Origin of the sequence: Streptomyces sp. SPB162 (genome assembly GCF_029504575.1) — a bacterium.
Classification (GTDB): Bacteria; Actinomycetota; Actinomycetes; order Streptomycetales; family Streptomycetaceae; genus Actinacidiphila.
On record NZ_JAQFII010000001.1, the window covers coordinates 3,583,777 to 3,604,989 of the forward strand.

Genomic DNA, 21,213 nt, shown 5'->3' on the forward strand with positions numbered 1-21,213 from the left:
GGCCGTCACCTCGCCCCGGCGGTCGCGGCGGGCTTGGAGGAGCGGTGCTCCAGCTCGCCGTACCAGGCGGTGAGGGCATGGCCGAGGGGCCCATCGATCGCGTCGGCCGCCCGCCATGCCTGCTGGCGCTGTCCGTCCTTCCACAACCGGTAGCTGCGCAGCGTCTCGGCCATCGTGTCCCAGCCGGGGTGGCCGGTCACGTCGCGGGCCTCGACCTGGTCGAGCAGGCCGTCGAAGCCCTTCCACGGCGTTCGCAGGTCGGGCATGACCGGGCTCGCGGTGAGCGAGGTCAGCTCCTCGGCCCGCTCGACGTGCTCCTCGTAGACGTGCAGCGAGCCCACGTGCAGGTGGAACTCGCCCAGCTCCGCGTCGAGCCATCCGGCGACCAGCTCGTGCAGCACGGTGTAGAAGAACACGTCGTACGGCATGCCGATCCACACGTCCTGGCCGCGCATCATCGTCGCCATGTGGAGACGGCCAGCCCGCAGGTGGAAGCGGAAGCCGAGGGTGCAGGGGACGTCCTTGTGCCCGGCGGCGTCCTGGGCCGGGTCATAGAGCTGGATCAGGGCCCGCCGGGAGTCGGGGTCCTCCTTGAGGATCTCCACGACCCGGGCCAACTGGTCGACCTTGCCGCCCCAGTTCCGCATCCTGGGCCCGTACGCACCGAGCAGGACGCCGTCGTCGGCGTACTGCCGCAGCCGCGCGTTGTAGTCGAAGATCCACGGGGCGTCGGAGCCGGACAGGTGCCAGACGGTCTCGGCGACGGCGAAGGCCGGGTTCACGATCCGGGCCGGGGGTGCGTAGAGCAGGCGGGCGCGCGGTTGGGTAAGCAGCAGGTGGACGTCGCGGACTTCGCGGGTGGCCATGCCTCGGGGGCTGACCTGTTCGCCGGACTTGGCCAGCGTGATGGCGCCGGAGAACAGCTCGGCCATGCTGTCGGCGGTGAGGTGTGTCATCGGGCAGGAACTCCTTCGCCCTGGGGCGCAGAGGTCGCGCTCGGGGCATCGTGGTGGAGGGGGTCGGATGATCTGGCGCTGGTTTCTGCGCGTTGGGTGATGAGGCGAGCGACCTGGACCGCGCTGTCACCGCGCCACCGGCACACCGCGTCCAGGGCCGTCTTCGCGACGGGCACGCCCGGCTCACGCAGGGCGCCGAGTGCTTCGGCGACGTCAGCGGCGTTGTGGCAACGGGTCGCGAGGCCGTGGCCGGCCAGGTCCAGCGTGCGTTCGCCCGGCGGGCCGATTTCGAGGACCGGGACGCCGAGCAGCGCGGCCTCGATCCCGCACGTCGAGTACGCGCTCGCCAGCGCATCGGCCCCGGCGAGGCAGCCCCGAGCGCCGACCCGCGGGTCGGCCACGGCCACCGGCGGCCCGCCGGCCCGCTTCAGTAGCGCGGTGAAGGCATCGGCGCCCTGCGCCGGGTGCGGAGCGATGACGAGACCCCAGTCGCCTTCCGCCTCGTTCAGGCCGTCCAGGAGGAGGTCCGCCTGGTCCTTGAGGTGGCCGGGACTGAACGGCTGGCAGGCCCACACCGCGACCCGGGCGGGGGCACGGCGGTTGCCCGGCGCGAGCACCTTCTCCAGGTACCGCCGCTGTGCCTCACGGCCGAGGGCGGCCAGGGCATCGAAGCGGGGCTGTCCCAGCACGTGCACCTCGGCGTCAGGGTGGCGCACCCACGCTCGGGCCAGAGGAACGTCCCGTTCGCCCATGACGACGATGTCGCGGCTGTGCAGGGCCGGCCAGGCGACCGACTCTGCCGTCCATGCCCCGTGCTGCACGTGGACCGTGTTCGCGCCGTGCCGCTCGGCTGCGTGCGCGGCCAGTGCGCCTAGCGGGCTGGTGTCGTTGCTCAACAGAACGGTGTGCGGCCGGGTCGCGGCCAGGACACCGTCGAGCCAGCGCTCTGCTCCGAGCACGGTCCGCCATGACGGCTGCGTGCACCCGCCGCTGGTTTCGAGGAGCACAGACAAGAGCATGACGAGCCGCGCGAGTTGGAGGCTGTGGCCCTTGACGCGGACGACGTGTTCGTCGTCCGCAGGGTGTAGGTCCTCAGTGGTACCGGAGAGGGTGAAGAGGTCGCTCGGCGCCGAGCGCAGGTCGATGCCCGTAGCCGTCGGTGCGGGGCATCGCTCAGCAGGGTCGGTGGCGAGGTCGAGCAGGAGGCTCGTACCTCCGTCGCGCTCCAGCTCGGCGAGCACCGGCATCAGGGTGGCGGCGTGGCGGGAGGTCCAGGACAGTGCCACGACGTCTCGCTGCTGCAGGTCCGCCGGGAGCGGGCTCGGCTCCGTGTTCGCCGTGCTGACACGGGCTCGGTTGCGTAACTGGGCGGAGCGGGTGGGGTTGTACGGGGCGTCCGCTCCGAGCAGGTAGGCGATGCCGGACCAGGTGACGGTGTACGCGAGGTACTCCCGCAAGGTACTCGACCGCAGACCCACGCGCCCCTCGTACGGGGCGAGGGCCACGGGCCCCGGAGCCGACGCGAACGGTGCCCAGGCATCGAGGGCCAGCAGCTTGCGCAGGATCTCGGCCACGAAGCGCCGCACGGGAACGTGCTGCACGTGAAGCCATCCAGCTCCGCCAGGTGTGGACACGAACGAGGTGCCGTAGCGTTCCAGGGCGTCCATGACGTCCTCGACGAGGGCGCGCAACTCCTGCCGGTCGACGGGGAGAGACTCCAGATCCCCGGTCCGGATGTGGTCGGTCTTCACCTGGGCCAGGGCGGCGCTGCCGACGAGAGCCCATCGGGGCTGGCCTGCGATGTCGGACCGGACCAAGCCCAGGCCACTGGTCGAGCGGGTGCTCACCCCAGGCTCCCCTCGACGAACGGCGTTCCGGAGCGCAGGAGTTGCAGCAGCCCCCGTGGCGCGTCGACGATCTCGGGTGCGGGAGAGGTGGGCTGCCCGTATCCCCACCCCGCGTGGACGTAGGCGACACCGGCGCGGGCCGCCGCTTCCTGGTCGACGGCCATGTCCCCCACGTACACGGCTTCGGCGGGGTCGACTCCGAGGTCGACCAGGGCCAGGAGGAGCGGGTCGGGGGCGGGCTTCGCCCGGCCCGCTCCAGCGGGGGTGCGGACGGTGGCGAAAGGGCAGCCGAGGTGCGCGAGGAGCGGCGCGGCGCGATCGACGTGCTTCGACGTCACGACGCCCAGCCGCCAGTCGGCGGCCACGAAGGCGTGGAGCACTTCGACGATGCCGGTGAATTCGTGCGCGAGGTGCGCGGTGGCGACGGATTCCGTTTCGTATGTCCGGCGGACTGCGTCGATGTCGGCGATGCCCAGCCGCTGCATGATGTCGCTGAACTCACGTCCGAGGTGCCGCTCGTAGTCGGTGAACGGAAGGGTTATGCCGTGGTCCTCCTGGACCTTCCGCCATGCCTTCTGCATCACCGGGCGGGTGTCGAGCAGGACGCCATCGAGGTCGAGGAGAAGGGCACGCTGCGCACGGTCGGCGTGCCGGGGCTCGCCGACTTTGCTTTCGGATGCGGCCGGAGCCGGTAGAGCTATCGGAGCGGGAACGGTCATGGTCGTTCTCCTCATCAGGGGGCTAGTGGCAGCGGGGCGGCGAGACTCAAAGGGCCGAGACCGGGTCGAGTTCGCACTCGGGGTACTGGCTGGGCCCGCCGGCCTCTTCGAACGCCGCATTGAGAAGCGCCACGTGCATGCGGTCGCGGCGGTTTCTGGATTGCAGGGCGCGGCCGTGGCGGGTCAGGGCCCACGCCTTGAGGGCCACGGGGTCGTTCATGAAGTTCTTGGCGTTCTGCCGCAGCACGGCCGACGTGTGCACCCCGAGGTTGAGTCCGGTGCGCCAGAACTCGAGCCACCACTGGCACATCAGCAGCGGACCGGACTCGTCCTCCTTGACGTGATCGGGGTGGTTCCGCACCCAGATCGGGTCCAAGTCCGGATGGGTCGTGGCGACTTCGAGCATGCGACCGTGCGCCTTGTGCATCTCCAGCTCCAGGCGTTGCCGGTGCTGCAGGTGCCGCTGGGCGGTGTGCACCGCGGACGCGACGGCAACGGTGGCGGCCAGAGCGAGAACGGAACGGTTCATCTGTTACCTCACTTGCTCGCGGTTGGGAGTGTCCGTGACCGTCGTCATGCCGCGTCCTGCGGGTTGTCAGGCGAAACCGGAGGCGCCGGATTCCCGGCAGCGGGCAGGCGGGAGAGGCGGTGGAAGCGGGAGAGGTCGAAGCCGCTCCCCCGAACCTCGCCAGCGGGCACGGCGAAGAGATCGATGCCGGCCTCGCTGGGTAGTTCCGGAGTGGCCTCATGGATGGCGAGCAGGGCCTCGCCTTGCTCGCGGTGCGGGAGCAGGCCCGGTGGCCCGTCGATGTGTTCCTCGAACGGCATGGCGTCCCCAGATCAGGTGGAGCGGTAGGCGATGGCGAGCACGGCAAACGTGGCGAGGACCAGGAGGACCTGGGCGCTGGCCTGTCTCCAGCCCCACCCCCTCGCGTCCATCCAGCGCAGCGGACGCCTTCAAGTCGGTACGGCAGGCTCCTCTGGAATCACGAGATGTATGAACGCTTGGTATCGCTCGCCGAGCTGCCTGATCACGGCGTGGTACTCGTCGTCATCAGAGCTGATGTTGTGCCGATCGAGGACGATCACGCCGGTCGCGAATCCACCTCGGATCAGGCGCTCCACCTCGCCCCAACCGGGGCGCTTCCAAGGGGGCGTGTAGACGCCACGGCTGTCGCGCGTACCAGGGAAGTAGCCCGTCGCCGCAGGGACGGCCACGTCGTGGAGCCTGGCTCCTATCGCATAACCGTGCTGCTCGGCCTCGGCCTGGAGGGTGTTCCAGTCCTCGTCGGGGCTGGCACCCGCGCCAAGGACCAAGCTGTATGCCAACAACCGAAGTTGCCGATCACCGGCTCCACGAGCATGTCGTTCGTTCGCCTCCCGCCGAAACTGCTGACGGAGCCGACAGAGCTGTCCGCTGCGGGACGGGCGCACCAGCGGAGCGCCGAAGTGCCACCTTCGGGTGGCTGCGTTGTCGATGTCCATCCAGTCGCTGGACTCCGGCATCTCCAGCACCGCCTCGCGGTGATCCGTATGCGTCAGCGCGGCTGACGGGGAACGTATTTGGTCGTGCGGCGACATGGGAATGCCTCCATATGTCGGGATCGGGTCAGGTGCTCGACTGCCATCACCGGAACCGCGGTCAGCCGGGGAAGGCTCGCCAGGAGGAGCTGCCGGCGATCTGTGGGGCCTGGCGGACGACTACTCCGCGTCGCGCCGATCACTGGCCGTGCCACTCAGCCGTTGGCCGTACCAGTGGGACTCACCAGGCGACGCGGCTCGAATGGAACCGTCCGGGCGGTGGCGGTTGCGTCCAGGGAAGTGGTGTACCGGTTCTCACCTGATCCGGGTGTTTGTCCCGGCGTCGGAGTGAGGGTCCGGATATGAGAACGGCCACCGGCTGATCTTCGAGATGTCTAGGCTCGAAGGAGATCAGCACGATGACCGCACCAGACAGTTTGCCCCTGCACGCCCTCGTCGAAGACAACCTCGCCGCGGCGAGTCCCGATCTGCTGCGCGCGATGGTCAAGACATTCGCCGACGCACTCATGTCCGCACAGGCCGACGCCCTCTGCAACGCCGAATACGGGCAGGTCAGCGACGAACGCGTCAACCACCGCAACGGCTACCGCCCACGCGAATGGGACACCCGCGCCGGCACCGTCGAACTCGCTGTCCCCAAGCTGCGCCAGGGCAGCTATTTCCCGCACTGGCTCCTCGAACGGCGCCGCCGGGCCGAGCAGGCCCTCATCTCTGTGGTCGCCACCGCCTACCTGCTCGGCGTCTCCACCCGCCGGGTCGAAAAACTCGCCGAGTCCCTCGGCGTCACCCAACTGTCGAAGTCTCAGGTCAGCACGATGGCCAAGCACCTGGACGAGCAGGTCACCGCCTTCCGCAACCGCCCCCTGGACGCCGGCCCATACTCGTTCGTCTGGGTCGACGCGCTCACCCAGAAGGTTCGTGAGGGCGGCCGGATCATCAACGTCCACGCCCTGGTCGCGGTCGGCGTCAACGCCGACGGCCACCGCGAGATCCTCGGCCTGGACGTCGCCACGGCCGAGGACGGCGCCGGCTGGCTCGCCTTCCTGCGCTCGCTGACCGCCCGTGGCCTGTCCGGCGTCCGGCTCGTCGTCTCCGACGCCCACACCGGCCTGGTCAACGCCATCGGCGCGGTCCTGCCCGGCGCCTCCTGGCAGCGCTGCCGCACCCACTACGCGAGAAATCTCCTGAGCCAGGTCCCGAAGTCAGCCCAACCGTGGGTGGCCACGTTGCTGCGGACCGTCTTCGAACAGCCCGACACCGACGCGGTGAAAGCCCAAATGACCCATGTCCTGGACGCTCTGGAGACCAAGTTCCCCAAAGCGGCAGCCCACTTGGACGCTGCACAGCACGACCTGCTCGCCTTCGCCGCGTTCCCGCGCGAGCTCTGGCGGCAGATCTGGTCGAACAACCCGCAGGAACGGCTGAACAAAGAAATCCGCCGCCGCACCGACGTCGTCGGCATCTTCCCCGACCGCAGCGCCGTCATCCGTCTCGTCGGCGCGGTCCTGGCCGAGCAGAACGACGAATGGACCGAGGCCCGCCGCTACATGAGCCGCGAACTCCTCGCCAAGGCCCGACTCCACCCGATCGAGTCAGAAACAGACGACCCCGCCCTGCCCACCGAACTCACCGCATAACCTCAAAACGAGATCACCGAGTGGCCGTCGATACACCACTCCTGCGGACGTGACCGCGGTGGCGGGGCGTCGCGGCTATCTCCGCCTGCTCGTCGGCGCTCACCATGCGCACTCCGTCGAGGAGACGTTGTTCCCAGGAGGAAAGCTCCCTGCCGAGCTTGGGCGCCGGGCTAACTTCTTCTGTCTCGTCCACGGCTCAGATGCGCCCGACCCCTACGAGCACGCGGCCAATCAGGTTCGGATCGACTCGTGGTGGCCTCAGCTTCCCTGGGCCGGCTATCGGAGGCCGGTCCGGAGAGCGCGCCGACCTCTCGTCTTCACCAACTCGGTGAGCGGGGTTGAGGCCGACCTCGGCCCACACCACTTTGCCGGGCATACCGCGCGCCGGATAGTGACCCCAGCGCCTGCTCATCACTGCAACGATGAAGATGCCTCGGCCCCCCGTCGCCTCCACGCCAACCTGTTTCAACACCGGCGGCCTCGTGTCGCGATCCCACACCGATACCGTCACCGCGTCGCCGAGGATCTCCAGCGTGAGTTCGAAGGTCTGCGCCGTGTTCCGCACCGAGAACGGGGAGGTCTCCTCCTCGCCCTCCTTGGGGTGCCGGACGGCGTTCGTGGCCAGCTCCGACACCAGAAGCTGCACGGTCTCGACAATGCCGGCGTGCACGCCCCAGCGGGACAGAACATCTGCGGTGTGCAACCGCGCCAAGCCGACGGCGTTGGGGATGTCGGCCAACGTGAGGCTATTACGCGGGTGTGGTGCCTGGGACACGGTGTACCTCCCGAGTTGGGAGAGGAGCGCGGGGTGCGTTCGCTGGCTCTCGCTCGTTTCGTGATGGGGCCGCCGAACCCGGACTCGGCGTTTGAGTAGCGACAGACGGCATCCCGGGCTCGCGCCGTCTCCGGATCCGCGGGACCGATGCCGACTGATCGCCGACTGCACGGTTGTCCCCGGGCCGGGTACGTCCATAAGGGAACCGCTCCGGCGCCCCGGTAAGAAGGGTGCGCAGAGGATGTCTCCGACCACACGGGTCGGCACGGTTGGTGAAGGGTTGTACGGATGGCGAGCACAGAACGTGACCAGGGGAAGCAAGCGGCGGCGGGACGTTTCGAGGGCCGGCGGATTTTGGTGACGGGGGGTTCCAGGGGGCTGGGCGAGCACGTCGTGCGCCTGCTGCTGTCGGAAGGAGCACGAGTGGCGACGTGTGCGCGGAAGCCCGAGCCACTGGAGGCGCTTCGTAGTTCACTCGTTTCGCCGGACGCGCTGTTCACACGGCCTCTGGACGTCGCTGCCCCGGAACTGCTGGAACGGTTTGTGGACGATGCCGCGTCAGCACTGGGGGGCCTGGACGGTGTGGTCGCTTGCGCGGGTGGCGCACGTGGTCGGGGTATCGCCCAGGCAACGGCTCAAGACTGGTCGGCAACGTGGGAGATGAACGTCGGCCATGTCGCGCGGCTGGTCGCCACGGGTGCACCGCACCTGCGGACGGCTGGTGGCGGCCCGATCGTCGTGGTGGCCTCGGTCTCCGGTTGGAAGCCGGGTCCACAGGCTCAGTACGGCGCGGCGAAGGCGGCCCAGATCCACATGGTGTCGTCGTTGGCGAGGGAGCTGGCCACAGACGGCATCCGTGTGAACGCGGTCTCTCCCGGGTCGATGCTCATCCCGGGCAAACGATGGGATCGGATGCGCCGAGAGAACCCATCGGCCTTCGACCGTTTCCGCGCCGAGTTTCCCGGGGGCGAGCTGGTGCGTCCGGAGGAGGTGGCGGACGTGATCGCGTTCTTGCTTTCGGACGCCTCCCGGGCGGTGACCGGGGTCAATCTCCCTGTCGACAAGGGGCAGAATGCGCCGACGCCGGAAGGGTACTGACTGAGAGGGTCAGGCCGCAGTGCCGAGTATGGGCCTAGCCCGGAGTTCGAATTCGCGCACGATCGGCTCGCCTCGGTGAGGAGCAAGGCGCGTGCGGAAGTCGCGCAGTGCCTGGACTGATCGCTCGCTGTGGACTCCGCTGAGTAGCTCCAGGGCGTTGCTGGCGGTGCCGACTGCCTCGTCCAGCCTGTCCTGCTGGAGGAACGCCGTGGCGAGTACCGAGCGGCTGATCGCCTGGCGGCGGCGCCGGTCGCTGTTTGCCTCCACCGACGCGCTCGCGAGGCGCTCGGCCTGGGCTGCCTCGCCGAGGTCACGGTGGACCAGGGCGGCCTCGGCTTCCAAATAGTGGTGGTCCAGAAAACGGACCCACGGCGATTCCTCGGCCGGCCCCCGGCTGGTGTCCAGTCCTCTGCCAGCCGCGTGGAGGGAAGCCGTGGCCTGGCGAGTGTCGCCGAGAGCGGCGTAACCGCGGGCGGCCATGGCGTGCAGCCGCATGAGGCCCAGCGGGCTGCCCGACGACTTGGCGGTCGCGATGCCCGCTCGGGCGAGCGAGACTCCTTCAGCGGGGTTGCCGAGGCTGGTGGCGAGGTGGGACATGCCCGCCAGGATCTGTCCACCGAGCACTCGGTCGCCGCCTTCGGCGCACAGTCTGAGTGCCTGGATCATGTAACGCTCGGCGAGTCCGTAGTCGGCGGTATCGTACGAGCACCAGCCAGCGGTCGCTGCCATCTTCGCGGCCGACGTGTACAGGAGTCGGCGCTGGTGGCTGGGCAAGTTGCGCTGTTGCAGCATCGGTGCGAGCTGGGTGCTCAGGTAGTGCACGATGCTCGCTCGGACTCCTCCGCCGCCGAAGCGGTTGTCCATCTCGTCGAACATCTCGATCATCGACTGGACCTGCTCGACGGGGCCTCCGTCGGCGACAGCGGCTAGGCGTGGAGCCTGATCGTCCTCAAGGAGCCAGAGGAGCCACTGCCGCTGGGGGTCCATGAGGGCCGTCGCGACGAACGGCACGGCCCCGAGCAGGCTGCGCCGCGAGATGTCGGTGGAGCCGAGCTCCGCGAGCGTGTGCAGTGTTTCACCCACGTCTTCACGGTACGTCAAGGCCCTTGCAACGACCGGACGCTGGCCCTGCTCCGAGAACCCGATGTCGGCGGGCGCGATGGGGCGTCCTAAGAAATCGGCCAAGGCAGCGGCGATGAACTCCGGGGCACGATCACGAGGCGTCATACCATGCAGCCACCGGGTCACGGACGCCTTGTCGTAACGCGTGACCACGCCCTGCAGCGCGGCCAGTACGTTGACCTTGCGGGCAAGGGCGGCATGCGAACGACCGGCCTCCGAGATCACAGCCGCCAGCGCGGCGTTGGTCCCGCCGGCCCCCTTTGCACTTCCCATGCGTCGATGATGCCCTGTCGATCACGCTCTGTCCCAGCCTTCCGACACAGGGGCATGAAAGAACAACCCCCGTACAACCGAACAACCCCGCTGCCCCCTCCTCGCGGCCGGTGACAGCACTGAGACTGGAAGGGCTGCGGGCCGACCGCCCCTCCCAGCGGGGACTCTGCTGGAACGTCGCCGATGCCCTCAGCACCGGAGGGAGAACACCATGCAGCCAGTAGTCGTGTTGGACTGCTTCACCGTCGAACCTAGCGGTCTCGGCGTACCGCCGTACCTGTCGACCTACGTCCGGAACGCCTGGTCGGCACTGCGTCGGGCAAGGCCGGAGGCGGACGTCCGATATGTGACCATCGACGACGTCCGCTGGTGTCTCGCGGGCAGAAAGCCCACCGTCGAACCGCCCCAGAGCGATCCGTTCACGTACTCGACCACCGTCAACCGGGACTCCGCCATTCAGCTTCTGCGGGATGCCGAGATCGTGGTCGTCATCGCCGGAGACGCCGTTCCCTCCGTCCATCTGCACGCTGTGAACGGGTCGTTCGCGGAGATCGCCCGTGCGCTCGCCTGTGCACGAGGCCGTCGGTACCTCCTCGGGCCGTTGTCCACCTACGCCCTGGCCGCTCCTGCGGAGTACGCCGGGCTGTTCGACGCCGTCCACACCCACACGGTGACGTCCGGCGACCTCCTGCTCGGTAGCCAGCGCCCCGCCGCTTACGGGCAGATGCAGCGCGAGCGCGACTCCTTCGCCGGCCTCGTCGAGCAGATGCCCTGGCGGCCGATCGCCGAGCTGGAGCTGTACCGCGGCTGCACCCGGCGCAAATTCTGCGACTTCTGCAACGAGCCAGCGAAGTCCCCTCTCGTCGCCTTCCGCGAGGTCGACGATGTCGTCGCCGAGGCTGACCAGCTCTACGCCGCTGGCGTCCGGAACTTCCGACTCGGGCAGCAGACCTGCTTCTTCTCCTATCGAAACCGGGACGAGGACGCGATCCGCGCCCTGCTCGGCGGCATCCGTGAGCGCTGCCCCGAGCTGGAAGTGCTCCACATCGACAACGCGGACCCCCTCGCTGTGGCCGCGCCGGTCGGCCTGCGCATCGCCAAGCTGGTGGCGGACTACTGCACCGAGGGCAACTGCGCGCCGATGGGCATCGAAAGCTTCGACCCGGTAGTTATCGCGAGGAACACTCTCACCTGCACGCCCGAGGTTCTGACCCGTGCGGTCGAGCACGTGAACGAGGCGGGTGCCGCCCGTGGTCCCGGTGGTCTGCCGATGCTGCTCCCGGGCCTGAACTTGATCTACGGTCTGCCTGGCGAGACCCACGGCACCCACGTGGCAAATCTTCGGGGCCTGGCGGAAATTCTCGATGCCGGCCTTCTGTGCCATCGGACGAACGTCCGCCTGGCGCGGGCCTTTCCCGGTACACCGTTGGCCGCGCTCGGCGAGCTGGAACCGCTGCCGTCGGCGGAGCACTTCGCCTCCTGGAAGGCGGACATCGACTTCACCTGGGACCAGCCGATGAAGGAGCGGGTCTATCCGACTGGTCTGCGCGTGCCGGGACTTCACTCCTACTTCATCGGCCAGGGCGGCACCTGGTGGCGACGGCTGGGCTCGTACTCGATCCAGATCGTCGAGCGCGACGCGGCGGTGCCGCTCGGCACTACCGGCGACGTGGTGGTGACCGGCCACGCGCCTCGCATGATCTACGGAGAACGTGTTGCATCAGCTTCCTGACGGGACGCTCGCGACGTTGGCAGCCCTGGATGCGGCGGCGGACCGCACCGTCCGTGCAGGGCTGCTGCTGCCCTGGGCCAACGTCGCTGTGGAGACCGAATTGACCCGCCTCGGCCTGCGCCACACGGTCTTCCACCATGCGCGGCTTGTGCCTGCGTCCAGGACGACGGCGATCGACGCCTCATTCTGGCTCGGGCTGCGTGAGGCGTCAGCGCAGGCCCTGGACTCCCTGTCCCATATTCCTCTCGACGCAGTGATGCTGGCGTGCACGTCAGCAGGCTTCACCGATGGTCCGCCGCTACCGGGCGGAGTGTTCACCGCTTTCGACGCCCTTCTGCGGGCTCTCGCCGAGGCAGCCGTGGTGCGCGTGGTACTGGTTACGCCCTACCCCGCCCTGGTGACCGAAGCGGAGTCGACAGCATTTGCCGAGGCCGGCGTGGAGGTCTTGGCTCATGCGAGCCTGGGCCTGGCCGACGGCTATCCCGCGATCACCCCGGATCAGATCCTGTCCCTGGTAGGGCAGCTACCACAGGAAGCGATCGGGGCTGCCGAAGCGGTGGTCTTCTCGTGCACCGGATGGCACACCCTGCCGGTGATCGCTGAACTGGAGCACCGGTTCGGGAAGCCGGTCTTCTCGTCCAACCTCGCCATGGCACTTCTGGCAACCCGAGCCCGTGCTGGAGTCAGTTCATGACGATCGAGAGAGCGAAGGCGACGCCGCTTGAGATCCGGCGCGTCCACCGGCTGGTGGCCCGTGCCGCCGGTCTCCCGGGTGTGCAGGCCGAGGTGGAGGCCAATCACGACGAGAACCGGTGGTGGCCGACGTCGATCAGCGATCCACGGGTACGGATGCTCGCTGCTGGCTGGTCCACCCGGGTCTCCTATCGAATGGTGGAGACGTACGCCCGGGTGATCGCCTCGGCGAACGCCCGTGGCTTCGATAACCTCGTTGCCGCCTCCGACGCCGAGCTTGCATCACTTGTGCGCCCCATCGGCCTGCCGCAGACCCGGATCGACTATCTGCGCTCCCTCGCGGAGCTTCTCCGTGGCTGGGAGAAGGAGGGGACCGACCCGACTGGGGATACGGCCGACTGCGATGCCTTGATCCTGGACTTCGCCACGCGGGTGCGAGGTGCGTCCTACAAGGTCGCCCAGTGCGCACTGCTCACCGCCCGCGGGTATCACTGCGGCATCATCCCCGTGGACTCCGGCATGGTCACCAAGCTCGCACCCGCCTTGGGCCTCGCCCTTCCGACGGGAGCCGTGGCACACGAACGTATGCGGCACGTCCTTGAAGCGGCCGTGCACGCCCGCTCAGCCGAGTTCCGCTCGCTGGCCACCGACAACGAGTACCTGGTGACCATCCCCGAGGGGTCGGAGCCAACCTGGTTCGCACACCTCGTCTTGATCTACTTCAAGCGCCTGTACCTGAACGGTCCCGCTCAGCAGCTCTGCCGTCGGCGACCGGTCTGCTCGAAGGTCGTCGACTGCGCACATCGTGCCCGCCGTGCTTGACCTTCTGGAGGACACCGTGGAACGGCTTGACGTGATCGGCAACATCAGCCGGGACCGGACCCGCTATCCCGATCACCGTGGTGGATCCCGGCTCGGCGGAGCGGCTCTGTTCCTGTCCCTGGCGGCGGTAAGGGCCGGCCGCCGGGCGGCCCCGGTCTGCATCCTCGGCGGCGATCTCGCGCATCTTCCGGAGTCGCTGGGTCTGGACACGCTCGACTGGACGGCCCGGATCCAGGCCGACGGCGTGTCCACCACCTTCGACCTGCAGTACGACCTGCAAGGCGAGCTGGTGGAAGTAGGCACCGACTACGGGGTGGCCGAGGGCCTGACCGAGCATGCGCTCAGGCACGTGGACCTGCACCCGGGCGGCACCTACCACGTCTGCTGCCGCCGGCCGTTGGGCGTCGCGGCTGTACTCGACCGACTCGCCTTGAACGGGAGCGACTTCAGTGCGGACTTCTTCCTGCCGAGCGCGGAGGAGATGATCCGCGCTGCCGCCCCATGGCTGCCGAAGGCGACCACGTTGTTCGTCAACGCCGCCGAGCACCGGCTTCTGGAGCAAGTGATCGATTCCGCTGTGCTCCCGGAGGTGGTCATCACCGATGGCCCCCGGGCCGCAGTAGTTCACCGCTTCGGGCGCCAAGTCGCCTCCGCCGTTCCGCCGCCGCATCCTCCGCGCGAGGTCTCCGGTGCCGGAGACACCTTGGCCGGGACCTTTCTGGCCCATCGTTCGCAGGGTGCGACAGCCGCCCAGGCGCTGGCGGAGGCGACTGGAGCTGCGGCTCGGTACGTCGCGGCCCCGTCCCTTCCGATCCCCGCGCCCCGTCGCGGCTGACCTAATGACTTGGGGGCCATTCCCGGTGTCCGTCTACGTAGCCCACCGGCTCTTTGCCGCGCACGACCGCGCTCTCGCCGCCGACCTCGCTGATCGACTCGCCGCGAAAGTCGGACCCGAGCGCGTCTTCCTGCCGTTCTGCGACACCGACGAGGAGGACCTGATCGCCGAGGTCAAAGGGCGCCGCCTGTTCGAGCTGGACCGCGAACGCCTCGGCCGCCTCGACGCCATGGTCGCCATCCTGCACGGACCAAGTCTCGACGACGGAGTCTGCATGGAAATCGGGTACGCCGCTGCATCGGGTGTCCCGGTCATCGTGCTCACCACCGACTTCCAGACCTACTCGCTGACCGAGGCTGGCCCTCGCCTCGAATTCCCCGACCCCCTCCTCCAGGCCGTAGCCACACGCATCGTGCGCGTCACCAAGCTCGGACCGCCAACCCTGCCGTCGGCTCCGCCCCAGTCCCGCTTCCCGGGCTTCCAGGTGCGCAATGTGGCCCAGACGAACACGGCACTCGACGCGGCCGTCGACGCGCTGCTCGACCTCCCGGATCGTGCTCCCCGTCTCTTGGGTGCACCTGCCGTAATCGGCGCACCCGTCTACGTCGAAGCATCGCCGTACACGGCATGGGGTCGAGATCATCTGGCCAAGTCATGTGTGGACGCCGGCCACACGGTGATGGTGCCCCAGCGCTTCACGTCGTCGGACCCGGTAGCAGGGGCCTTGGCCGACCTGACCGCGGTGTGCTCGGCTGCTCGGCTACTGGCCGATGTCTCCGGCCCGGAAACGCCGCCCGGAACCGCCCTGCTCATAGGTGCGGCTGCGGCCAGCGGCGTACGGATCGCAGCCTTCCAACCGCGCCCGACGTTCACACACGCCCATGGCCGGGAGCCCAACTGGCGGAACCTCATGATCCAGTACGCCGCCGACGCTCACCTCGACAATGGCGACGCCGTCCTGTCCTGGCTGGCCACATGAACCTCGACGAGATCGCCGGCGACTACCAGACCTTGGTCCTGGAAGGCTGCGACGGGGTCGGCAAGAGCACGCTCGGCGAACGCTTATCGACGGACCACGGCTTCGTCGTAGTGCACTCCCCGAAAACGCCCGACCATCTCGACCTGGCCACCCGCTACAGGAACATTCTCGCTGGCCCCGGACGGATCCTCTTCGACCGGTGCTTCATCAGCGAACTCGTCTACGGCCCCCTTCACCGTGGCCAGTCCCGGATCAACTGGAGCCAGGCGATCGACCTTGCCGAGAGCGTCATCGAGCGCTCCGGCGTGCTCGTCCACCTGACCGCATCGCCAGCCATCATCCGCAAGCGACTCCTTCAGCGCGACGGCGAGGCGGTCAGCTTGGAGGAAGTATCCGCGCTAGTGACGGGGTACGACAGGGTCTTTTCCACCCTCGCTGACTACACCCGCGTGCTCAGCATCGACACCACGGCCCTCGAACTCCCTTCGGCAGGGTGACGGCCTGCCGAAGCCAGCACGCCGACACTCTGCTCCCGCTAGGCTTCGAAGGCACCTGCTGTACCGCCGCTGGAGGAGTCTTGGAGATCGGGTCCGCCCAGAAGCTCGCCTGGGAAAATAAGACCCTCAAGGGGTTCAACACCGCAGACGTGGCCTTGGAGTTCGGCCTTCTCACCGCCGAGGTCGGCGAAGCCTTCACCGCCTGGCGCAAGGGGCTTCCCGATCTCGGGGAAGAACTGGCCGACGTCTTCCTCTACCTCACGGCCCTGGCCGAGATGAACGGCGTGGACCTGGACTCCGAGGTCGCCCGGAAGATCGAAAAGAACACGCGGCGTACGTACGAACGAAACGAGCATGGGGCTCAGATCCGGACGAGCGACGTCTAAGTCTTCCCACTCAACGACGGCGGGCCCCCGACACTGGTCGGGGGCCCGCCGTCGTACAGGTCAAGGTCAGCACATCGCTCGGTTGACGCTTCTAGGCGGCGAGGCCGTGACGCTCGCTTCTGCCGTCGCCCAGATCTCCACCTGCCTGCGGGCGCTCCAGGCCCAGCAACTTCAGCAGGTCAGCCGTCACCACCCGGTAGGCGTTGCCGAGACGCAGCACCTTGACCGGATACTCCCCCTGCTTCGCGAGTCCGTATCCCGTTGATCGGCCGATCATCAGCGCTCGGTTTGAGGTGTCGAGGTCGATCACAGCAGGCAGGGCCAGCAGCTCGTCGCCCGTCAGTCCTCGTGCCTCACGGGACGAATCAGATGCCGCCATGGTGGTGCCCTCCTGGGAATATCTCGTGTCGTGGTGACGCCGTAGATGTATCACGAAGTTGCGGCAGCGCCTTTTGACTGCCTAAAGTGTCGCCATGACACCTGATCAATGGCCGACAGCGTTCACCAGTCGGATCGCCCGGCGCCTGCGGGACTCACGTAAGGCCGCCGGCCTCACGATGGCCGAGGTCGCCCAGGGCTGTGCTGACCGCGGCTTGCCGGAGTTCACCGAGCACTCGATGAAGAATCTGGAGTCGGGGCGCAAGACGAGCATCACCGTCGCGGAGTTCGTCGTACTGGCTGACGTCCTCGGCGTCCCGCCGGTGACTCTCCTCTTCCCACTCGGGTCCTCAGCCACGGTCGAAGCCCTCCCCGGCCACGAAGTCTCCACCTGGGATGCGGTCGCGTGGTTCACCGGCGAGTCTCCCTTGGCCGAGCCCGCGCCCGAGGGCTCCGCTCGGGAGGTCCTCGACCTCTTCCGTCAGCACGGTGACCTGGTGGCTGGCGCGATGGCCTCCTACGCCCTGGCTCGGGAAAGGCGTCGGGTGGCCAGCACCACCCTGGACCGGGCCCGCAGAACCACCCTCCTGCAGCGCGCCGAGGGCTACGAGGAGCACGCGTTCGAGGACTGCCAGGAGCTGCGCACGTTCCGTGGCCGGATGCGCGACCGCGACCTGGCTCCTCCGTCCCTGCCTGACGAGCTGGCCTTCGTCGACCAGCCCGAAACACTGACCCCCTCGGAGGACAGCGAGTGAAGAACGGCAACCTCATACGACGGTGCCGCTGCACGGACCCGAAGACCAAGAAGGAGTACGGCGCTTCCTGCCCCAAGCTCAAGTCTTCGCGCCGACACGGCACTTGGAGCGCTGTCCAGGAACTCGAACCCAACCAGAACGGCGGCCGCAGGCGGTTCCGCCGTGGCGGCTTCGAGACCTCCACCAAGGCCCAGGAGGAGCTGGACAAGGTCCGTGCCCTCATGGCCATTCCCGAGGAAGACGACGCCTGGGGCAAGACCCAGATCAGCGACCTCCTGGAGAACTGCGTCAGGGACAAGGACCCGGTCCCGGACTACGACGAGACCCGCCGCCGCTTCAAGACCGGGCAGTCCCTGAACTCCAAGGTCACCGTGGCCGAGTGGCTCGACACCTGGCTGGCGGGACGCAAGCGGCTGCGGCGCGGTGGCGCGACCCGCTACGAGTGCGATATCCGCGTCCATCTGAAGCCCCATCTCGGGCACCTGCGCCTCGACAAGCTCCGCGTGCACCACATCGATTCGATGTTTGACGCGATCAACGAGCGCAACATCGAGGTCCAGGAACAGAACGCCCAGCGGCGCGTAGTGCGCGACGACCTCAAGGCCACGCCGAACAAGGGTGCCGAGAACCGCGCCCGACGCCATTGGCTGCGTGCCCAGCTCGACGCGATGCCTCCCTTTCGCCGGATCACCGGCCTCAACACGCAGCCGCATATCCGGGACACCCTGCGCGCCGCGCTGAACGTCGCCATCGCGCAGCAGGTGATGCCCGCCTTCAACCCAGCGGCGCACGTCGAGTTGCTGCCGGGCACGAAGCCGAAGGCCCTCGTCTGGAGCGACGAGCGCATCGCGCGCTGGAAGGAGACCGGCGAGAAGCCTTCGCCGGTCATGGTCTGGACCCCCGAGCAGACGGCCACGTTCCTCGACTTCGTCGAGCAGGACCGGCTGTACGTGCTCTGGCGGCTCATCGCCTTCCGGGGGACACGACGCGGCGAAGGGTGCGGCGTCCGCTGGGAAGACCACTCGGCCAAGGCTCGCTCGCTCGCCATCGCCACCCAGCTCGTGCAGGACGGCTGGGAAGTCCACGAGGGCGCCCCCAAGACCGACAGCGGCATCCGGCTGATCGCCCTCGACCAGGAGACGAACCAGGACCTCCTGTCTCACAAGGCCCGCCAGCAACGGGAGCGGGAGGCATGGGGCGAGGGCTGGCAGGACACCGGCCGGATCTTCACCCAGGAGGACGGCTCCCTTCTTCACCCTGGCAAGGTCAGCGACCTCTTCGAGCGCCTGGTGGAAGCCGCTGGCCTCCCTCCGATCCGCCTCCACGATCTTCGCCACGTCGCAGCGACGCTGATGCTCGCTGCCGGGGTCGACATCAAGGTGGTCTCCGAAACTCTCGGCCACTCGGACACGCGGATCACCCGGGACATCTACCAGTCGGTCCTGGACGATCTCGCGCGTGACGCCGCCGAGAAGGTCGTACAGCTCGTGCCGCACGCCCGGAGGCCCTTGGCGGCGGTGAAGGACGGGAAGCCGACAGCCTCTCCCCGCCGGCCCAGGATGACGCCTCCTCGCAAGAGCGAAGAGGGCAAAGAGGAACGCTCCGCCTGATTCAGGCGTGAAGGAGCCCCGGTCAGCGGGAATCTGACCGGGGCTCCGGCATGTGATGAACGTCACGCACTAGCCACAGTTGGCCGCGATTGATCGCATAGCGTGACCATCTTCCTCATTAGGTGCTGCCGTTCCAAGCGTGCTTCAACAGCGGGGATACCCCTGGCGACCACCGAGCAGCTTTGGGCGAGCCTGCCAGCGCACCGGCTTCCCGCAGCCCCCGGCTTACCTCGCCCCCTCGCACTCCAGCCGCTGCCGCCACGGCCGAAGGTGCGGCACAGCATCCCTGCAGCCGAACACAGAGAAGGCTCCTTGGCGGCGGCTCGGAGCCACGCCCCTCTACACGCCCGCCCCAGGGCTACTGGACCTGACCGAAGCCCTCGCCGACAGCACTGTTGGACGACGGCTTGTAGGGATGGAACAACAACAGGACCGCCGCCCGCCCGCTTCCGCCGACGCTCTCGGCCACCGCCGATGCACGCCGTTTGCACGTTTGGCCACCGGTCGGCCACCGGGGGCCGCATCTCGGAGCCTCTGGGCTGACACACCAACAGAAGTAAGGTCAAGAAAAGGAAAAAGCCCCAGGTCACGGCGAGTGAGTCCTGGGGCTAATCCGAGCCGCCTTCGGGATTCGAACCCGAGACCTACGCATTACGAGTGCGTTGCTCTGGCCAACTGAGCTAAGGCGGCATGCTGCGCTCGGCCAGTGTGGCTTGAGCAGCGGCGCCAAGTCTACAGGGTTGTCGGGGGTGCTCCGTGCCGGGGTGGAGCGGGCGGAAACGCAGGTCAGCGGGGCGGGTGGGTCAGTCGCATTTTTGGTTCTCCGGCGGGGTGGTGCCTTCCAGGAGGTAGAGGTTCACGGCGGTGTCGACGCAGTCGGAACCGCGGCCGTAGGCGGTGTGGCCGTCGCCGTTGTAGGTGAGGAGGTGGCCGGAGGTGAGCTGGGACGCGAGGGACTGGGCCCAGGCGTATGGGGTGGCCGGGTCGCGGATGGTGCCGACGACGAGGATCGGGGCCGCGCCCGCGGCTTCGATGCGCTGCGGCTTGCCGGTGGCCGGGACTGTCCAGTAGCCGCAGATCAGGCTGGCCCAGGCCAGGCCCGTGCCGAAGTGCGGGGAGGTGGAGCGGAAAGACGGGAGGGCGCGCTCGACGTCTGCCGGGGAGGAGAGCGCCGGGGGGAGGTCGAGGCAGTTGACGGCGGCGTTGGCGTACATGAGGTTCGAGTACCTGCCGTTGGCGTCCCGCTCGTAGTACTCGTCGGAGAGCTTGAGGAGGCCGGCGCCGTCGCCCTGCCGGGCCTTGGTGAGGGCGGCGCGCAGCGTCGGCCACGAACCCTCGTCGTACAGGGCGGAGATCACGCCGGTGGTGCCGAGCGCCTCGGTGAGGGTGCGGGCCTGGCCGGTGGGGAGGGGCTTGGCGTCGAGGGCGCGGAAGAAGTCGTCGAGGCGGCGGCCGGCGTCTTCGGCGCTCGTGGTGCCCAGGGGGCAGTCGGTGTGCTGGACGCAGTCGCCGGCGAAGGCGGTGAAGGCCGTCTCGAAGCCGCCCGCCTGGGTGCGGCTGCTGTCGAGGGCGGAGACCGCGGGGTCCATCGCGCCGTCGAGGACCAGCCGGCCGACGCGCTGCGGGAAGAGCCCAGCGTACGTGGCGCCGAGGAAGGTGCCGTAGGACTTGCCGACGTAGGAGAGCTTGTCGTCACCGAGCAGCGCTCGCAGGACGTCCATGTCACGGGCCGACTCGACCGTGGAGACGTGGGCCAGGAGCTTGGCCGAGCGCTTCGCGCAGCCGGCCGCGAAACCGGTGTCGGTGGCGACCAACTTGGCGGTCTCGGCGGCGTCGTCGGGGGTCGTGTCGACGGCGGTAAAGGCGTCCATCTGCGCGTCGGTGAGACACGCGACGGGCTCGCTGCGCGCGACGCCGCGCGGGTCGATGGCGGCCATGTCGTAGCGGGAGGTGACCGGCGCGGGGTAGCCGAGGGCCGCGTACTGCAGGTAGTCGATCGCCGAGCCGCCGGGACCGCCGGGGTTGACCAGGAGCGAGCCGAGCCGCGCGCCGGGGCCCGCGGCCTTCTTGCGGGCGACGGCCAGCTTGAGGTCGTCGGCCGCGACGGGGTGCGCGTAGTCCAGCGGCGCCTTCATCGTCGCGCATTCGAAGCCGGGGACGCCGCACGTGTGCCAGCTCAGCTTCTGTTGGTAGTACGGCGCCAGGTCGGCGGACAGGTCCGCCGGGAGCGGGCCGAGCGAGCGGGTGGCCGTGGTGGAGGCGGCCGCACTGTGGCCCGGAGCCCCGCTGTCGCATCCGGAGAGGAGCAGGCCCGTCACGACCAGGGCGACGGCGGGGATGCGGAGCGGGCCTCGGAACAGGCTTCGGAGCGGGCTCAGGAGCGGGCTTTTGCGGTACATCGGCGGCTCGGGTCCTCCCCGTCGGGTGATCGGGAGCGTATCCGTCCCGGCGGGGTGGGGCTGGGTCGAGCCGGTCACTTATGGGCTATTCGTCTGATTTTTGTGCGCCGAACGAGTGGGAACGGGTGGAGCGCGCGACGCCCGCGTCCCGGGCGCCC

Annotated in this window: 21 protein-coding genes and 1 tRNA gene; 11 read left to right on the forward strand and 11 right to left on the reverse strand. The window is 68.6% G+C overall.

The genetic code is table 11. The annotated features are described in order from the left end of the window. Nucleotides 1–5: 5 nt before the first annotated feature. The 6 genes from M2266_RS16320 to M2266_RS16345 form a co-directional block, all read right to left on the reverse strand. Nucleotides 6–956 carry a thymidylate synthase gene (locus M2266_RS16320; protein WP_277438848.1) on the reverse strand — a complete coding sequence of 317 codons (951 nt, stop codon included), beginning with the start codon at nt 954–956 and terminating at the stop codon, nt 6–8. Beyond that, complete coding sequence (locus tag M2266_RS16325) at nt 953–2,803, reverse strand: hypothetical protein (RefSeq protein ID WP_277438849.1); 1,851 nt, start codon at nt 2,801–2,803, stop codon at nt 953–955. Before M2266_RS16325 ends, M2266_RS16320 begins: the two co-directional genes overlap by 4 nt. Further along, on the reverse strand, nt 2,800–3,522 hold the full coding sequence (locus tag M2266_RS16330; protein ID WP_277438850.1) for an HAD family hydrolase: 723 nt from the start codon (nt 3,520–3,522) through the stop codon (nt 2,800–2,802). Before M2266_RS16330 ends, M2266_RS16325 begins: the two co-directional genes overlap by 4 nt. 46 nt (nt 3,523–3,568) lie before the next feature. Beyond that, nucleotides 3,569–4,051 carry a DUF6082 family protein gene (locus tag M2266_RS16335; RefSeq protein WP_277438851.1) on the reverse strand — a complete coding sequence of 161 codons (483 nt, stop codon included), beginning with the start codon at nt 4,049–4,051 and terminating at the stop codon, nt 3,569–3,571. Nucleotides 4,052–4,095: 44 nt separating this feature from the next. Continuing rightward, on the reverse strand, nt 4,096–4,350 hold the full coding sequence (locus tag M2266_RS16340; RefSeq protein WP_277438852.1) for a hypothetical protein: 255 nt from the start codon (nt 4,348–4,350) through the stop codon (nt 4,096–4,098). Between the two features lie 129 nt (nt 4,351–4,479). Then, nucleotides 4,480–5,103, reverse strand: coding sequence for a hypothetical protein (locus M2266_RS16345; protein WP_277438853.1), 624 nt, complete (start codon nt 5,101–5,103; stop codon nt 4,480–4,482). A 359-nt stretch (nt 5,104–5,462) separates the two neighbouring features. Between M2266_RS16345 and M2266_RS16350 the strand changes: the two genes are divergently transcribed. After that, nucleotides 5,463–6,701, forward strand: a complete 1,239-nt coding sequence (locus M2266_RS16350; protein ID WP_277438854.1) for an IS256 family transposase — start codon at nt 5,463–5,465, stop codon at nt 6,699–6,701. A 196-nt stretch (nt 6,702–6,897) separates the two neighbouring features. Here the strand turns inward: M2266_RS16350 and M2266_RS16355 are convergent, their stop codons facing one another. Next, nucleotides 6,898–7,440 carry an ATP-binding protein gene (locus M2266_RS16355; protein WP_277438855.1) on the reverse strand — a complete coding sequence of 181 codons (543 nt, stop codon included), beginning with the start codon at nt 7,438–7,440 and terminating at the stop codon, nt 6,898–6,900. A gap of 324 nt (nt 7,441–7,764) precedes the next feature. Between M2266_RS16355 and M2266_RS16360 the strand changes: the two genes are divergently transcribed. After that, entirely contained in the window at nt 7,765–8,574 is an 810-nt protein-coding gene (locus M2266_RS16360) for an SDR family oxidoreductase (protein ID WP_277438856.1), read from the forward strand. 9 nt (nt 8,575–8,583) lie between these two features. On the opposite strand, the gene M2266_RS16365 is transcribed toward M2266_RS16360, so the two are convergent. Then, entirely contained in the window at nt 8,584–9,969 is a 1,386-nt protein-coding gene (locus M2266_RS16365; protein ID WP_277438857.1) for a hypothetical protein, read from the reverse strand. A gap of 211 nt (nt 9,970–10,180) precedes the next feature. Here M2266_RS16365 and M2266_RS16370 point away from each other — a divergent pair, with 211 nt between their 5' ends. The 7 genes from M2266_RS16370 to M2266_RS16400 all read left to right on the forward strand — a co-directional run bounded on the left by M2266_RS16370 (nt 10,181) and on the right by M2266_RS16400 (nt 15,913). Continuing rightward, complete coding sequence (locus M2266_RS16370; protein WP_277438858.1) at nt 10,181–11,701, forward strand: radical SAM protein; 1,521 nt, start codon at nt 10,181–10,183, stop codon at nt 11,699–11,701. Then, entirely contained in the window at nt 11,682–12,395 is a 714-nt protein-coding gene (locus M2266_RS16375) for a hypothetical protein (RefSeq protein ID WP_277438859.1), read from the forward strand. The genes M2266_RS16370 and M2266_RS16375 overlap by 20 nt, the downstream gene beginning before the upstream one ends. Continuing rightward, entirely contained in the window at nt 12,392–13,216 is an 825-nt protein-coding gene (locus M2266_RS16380; protein ID WP_277438860.1) for a hypothetical protein, read from the forward strand. The genes M2266_RS16375 and M2266_RS16380 overlap by 4 nt, the downstream gene beginning before the upstream one ends. Next, the gene (locus M2266_RS16385) at nt 13,209–14,051 is read left to right on the forward strand and encodes a PfkB family carbohydrate kinase (protein WP_277438861.1); all 843 of its coding nucleotides are present in this window, start codon (nt 13,209–13,211) and stop codon (nt 14,049–14,051) included. Before M2266_RS16380 ends, M2266_RS16385 begins: the two co-directional genes overlap by 8 nt. A gap of 25 nt (nt 14,052–14,076) precedes the next feature. Further along, nucleotides 14,077–15,030: a nucleoside 2-deoxyribosyltransferase gene (locus tag M2266_RS16390; protein WP_277438862.1), complete on the forward strand. Its 954-nt coding sequence runs from the start codon at nt 14,077–14,079 to the stop codon at nt 15,028–15,030. After that, nucleotides 15,027–15,527 carry a hypothetical protein gene (locus M2266_RS16395; RefSeq protein ID WP_277438863.1) on the forward strand — a complete coding sequence of 167 codons (501 nt, stop codon included), beginning with the start codon at nt 15,027–15,029 and terminating at the stop codon, nt 15,525–15,527. The genes M2266_RS16390 and M2266_RS16395 overlap by 4 nt, the downstream gene beginning before the upstream one ends. An 80-nt stretch (nt 15,528–15,607) precedes the next feature. Continuing rightward, nucleotides 15,608–15,913 carry a MazG-like family protein gene (locus tag M2266_RS16400; RefSeq protein WP_277438864.1) on the forward strand — a complete coding sequence of 102 codons (306 nt, stop codon included), beginning with the start codon at nt 15,608–15,610 and terminating at the stop codon, nt 15,911–15,913. A gap of 91 nt (nt 15,914–16,004) precedes the next feature. On the opposite strand, the gene M2266_RS16405 is transcribed toward M2266_RS16400, so the two are convergent. Continuing rightward, nucleotides 16,005–16,292 carry a hypothetical protein gene (locus M2266_RS16405; protein ID WP_277438865.1) on the reverse strand — a complete coding sequence of 96 codons (288 nt, stop codon included), beginning with the start codon at nt 16,290–16,292 and terminating at the stop codon, nt 16,005–16,007. Between the two features lie 94 nt (nt 16,293–16,386). On the opposite strand from M2266_RS16405, the gene M2266_RS16410 reads away from it, so the two are divergent. Both M2266_RS16410 and M2266_RS16415 read left to right on the forward strand, forming a co-directional pair. After that, nucleotides 16,387–17,046, forward strand: coding sequence for a helix-turn-helix transcriptional regulator (locus M2266_RS16410; RefSeq protein ID WP_277438866.1), 660 nt, complete (start codon nt 16,387–16,389; stop codon nt 17,044–17,046). Next, nucleotides 17,043–18,656 (forward strand): tyrosine-type recombinase/integrase, encoded by a 1,614-nt coding sequence (locus M2266_RS16415; protein ID WP_277438867.1) that lies wholly within the window; start codon nt 17,043–17,045, stop codon nt 18,654–18,656. The genes M2266_RS16410 and M2266_RS16415 overlap by 4 nt, the downstream gene beginning before the upstream one ends. A 616-nt stretch (nt 18,657–19,272) precedes the next feature. Here M2266_RS16415 and M2266_RS16420 read toward each other — a convergent pair. Together M2266_RS16420 and M2266_RS16425 are read right to left on the reverse strand one after the other, a co-directional pair. After that, nucleotides 19,273–19,346 (reverse strand) — tRNA-Thr (locus tag M2266_RS16420). Between the two features lie 113 nt (nt 19,347–19,459). Then, nucleotides 19,460–21,055: an alpha/beta hydrolase gene (locus M2266_RS16425; protein ID WP_277438868.1), complete on the reverse strand. Its 1,596-nt coding sequence runs from the start codon at nt 21,053–21,055 to the stop codon at nt 19,460–19,462. Nucleotides 21,056–21,213 lie beyond the last annotated feature (158 nt).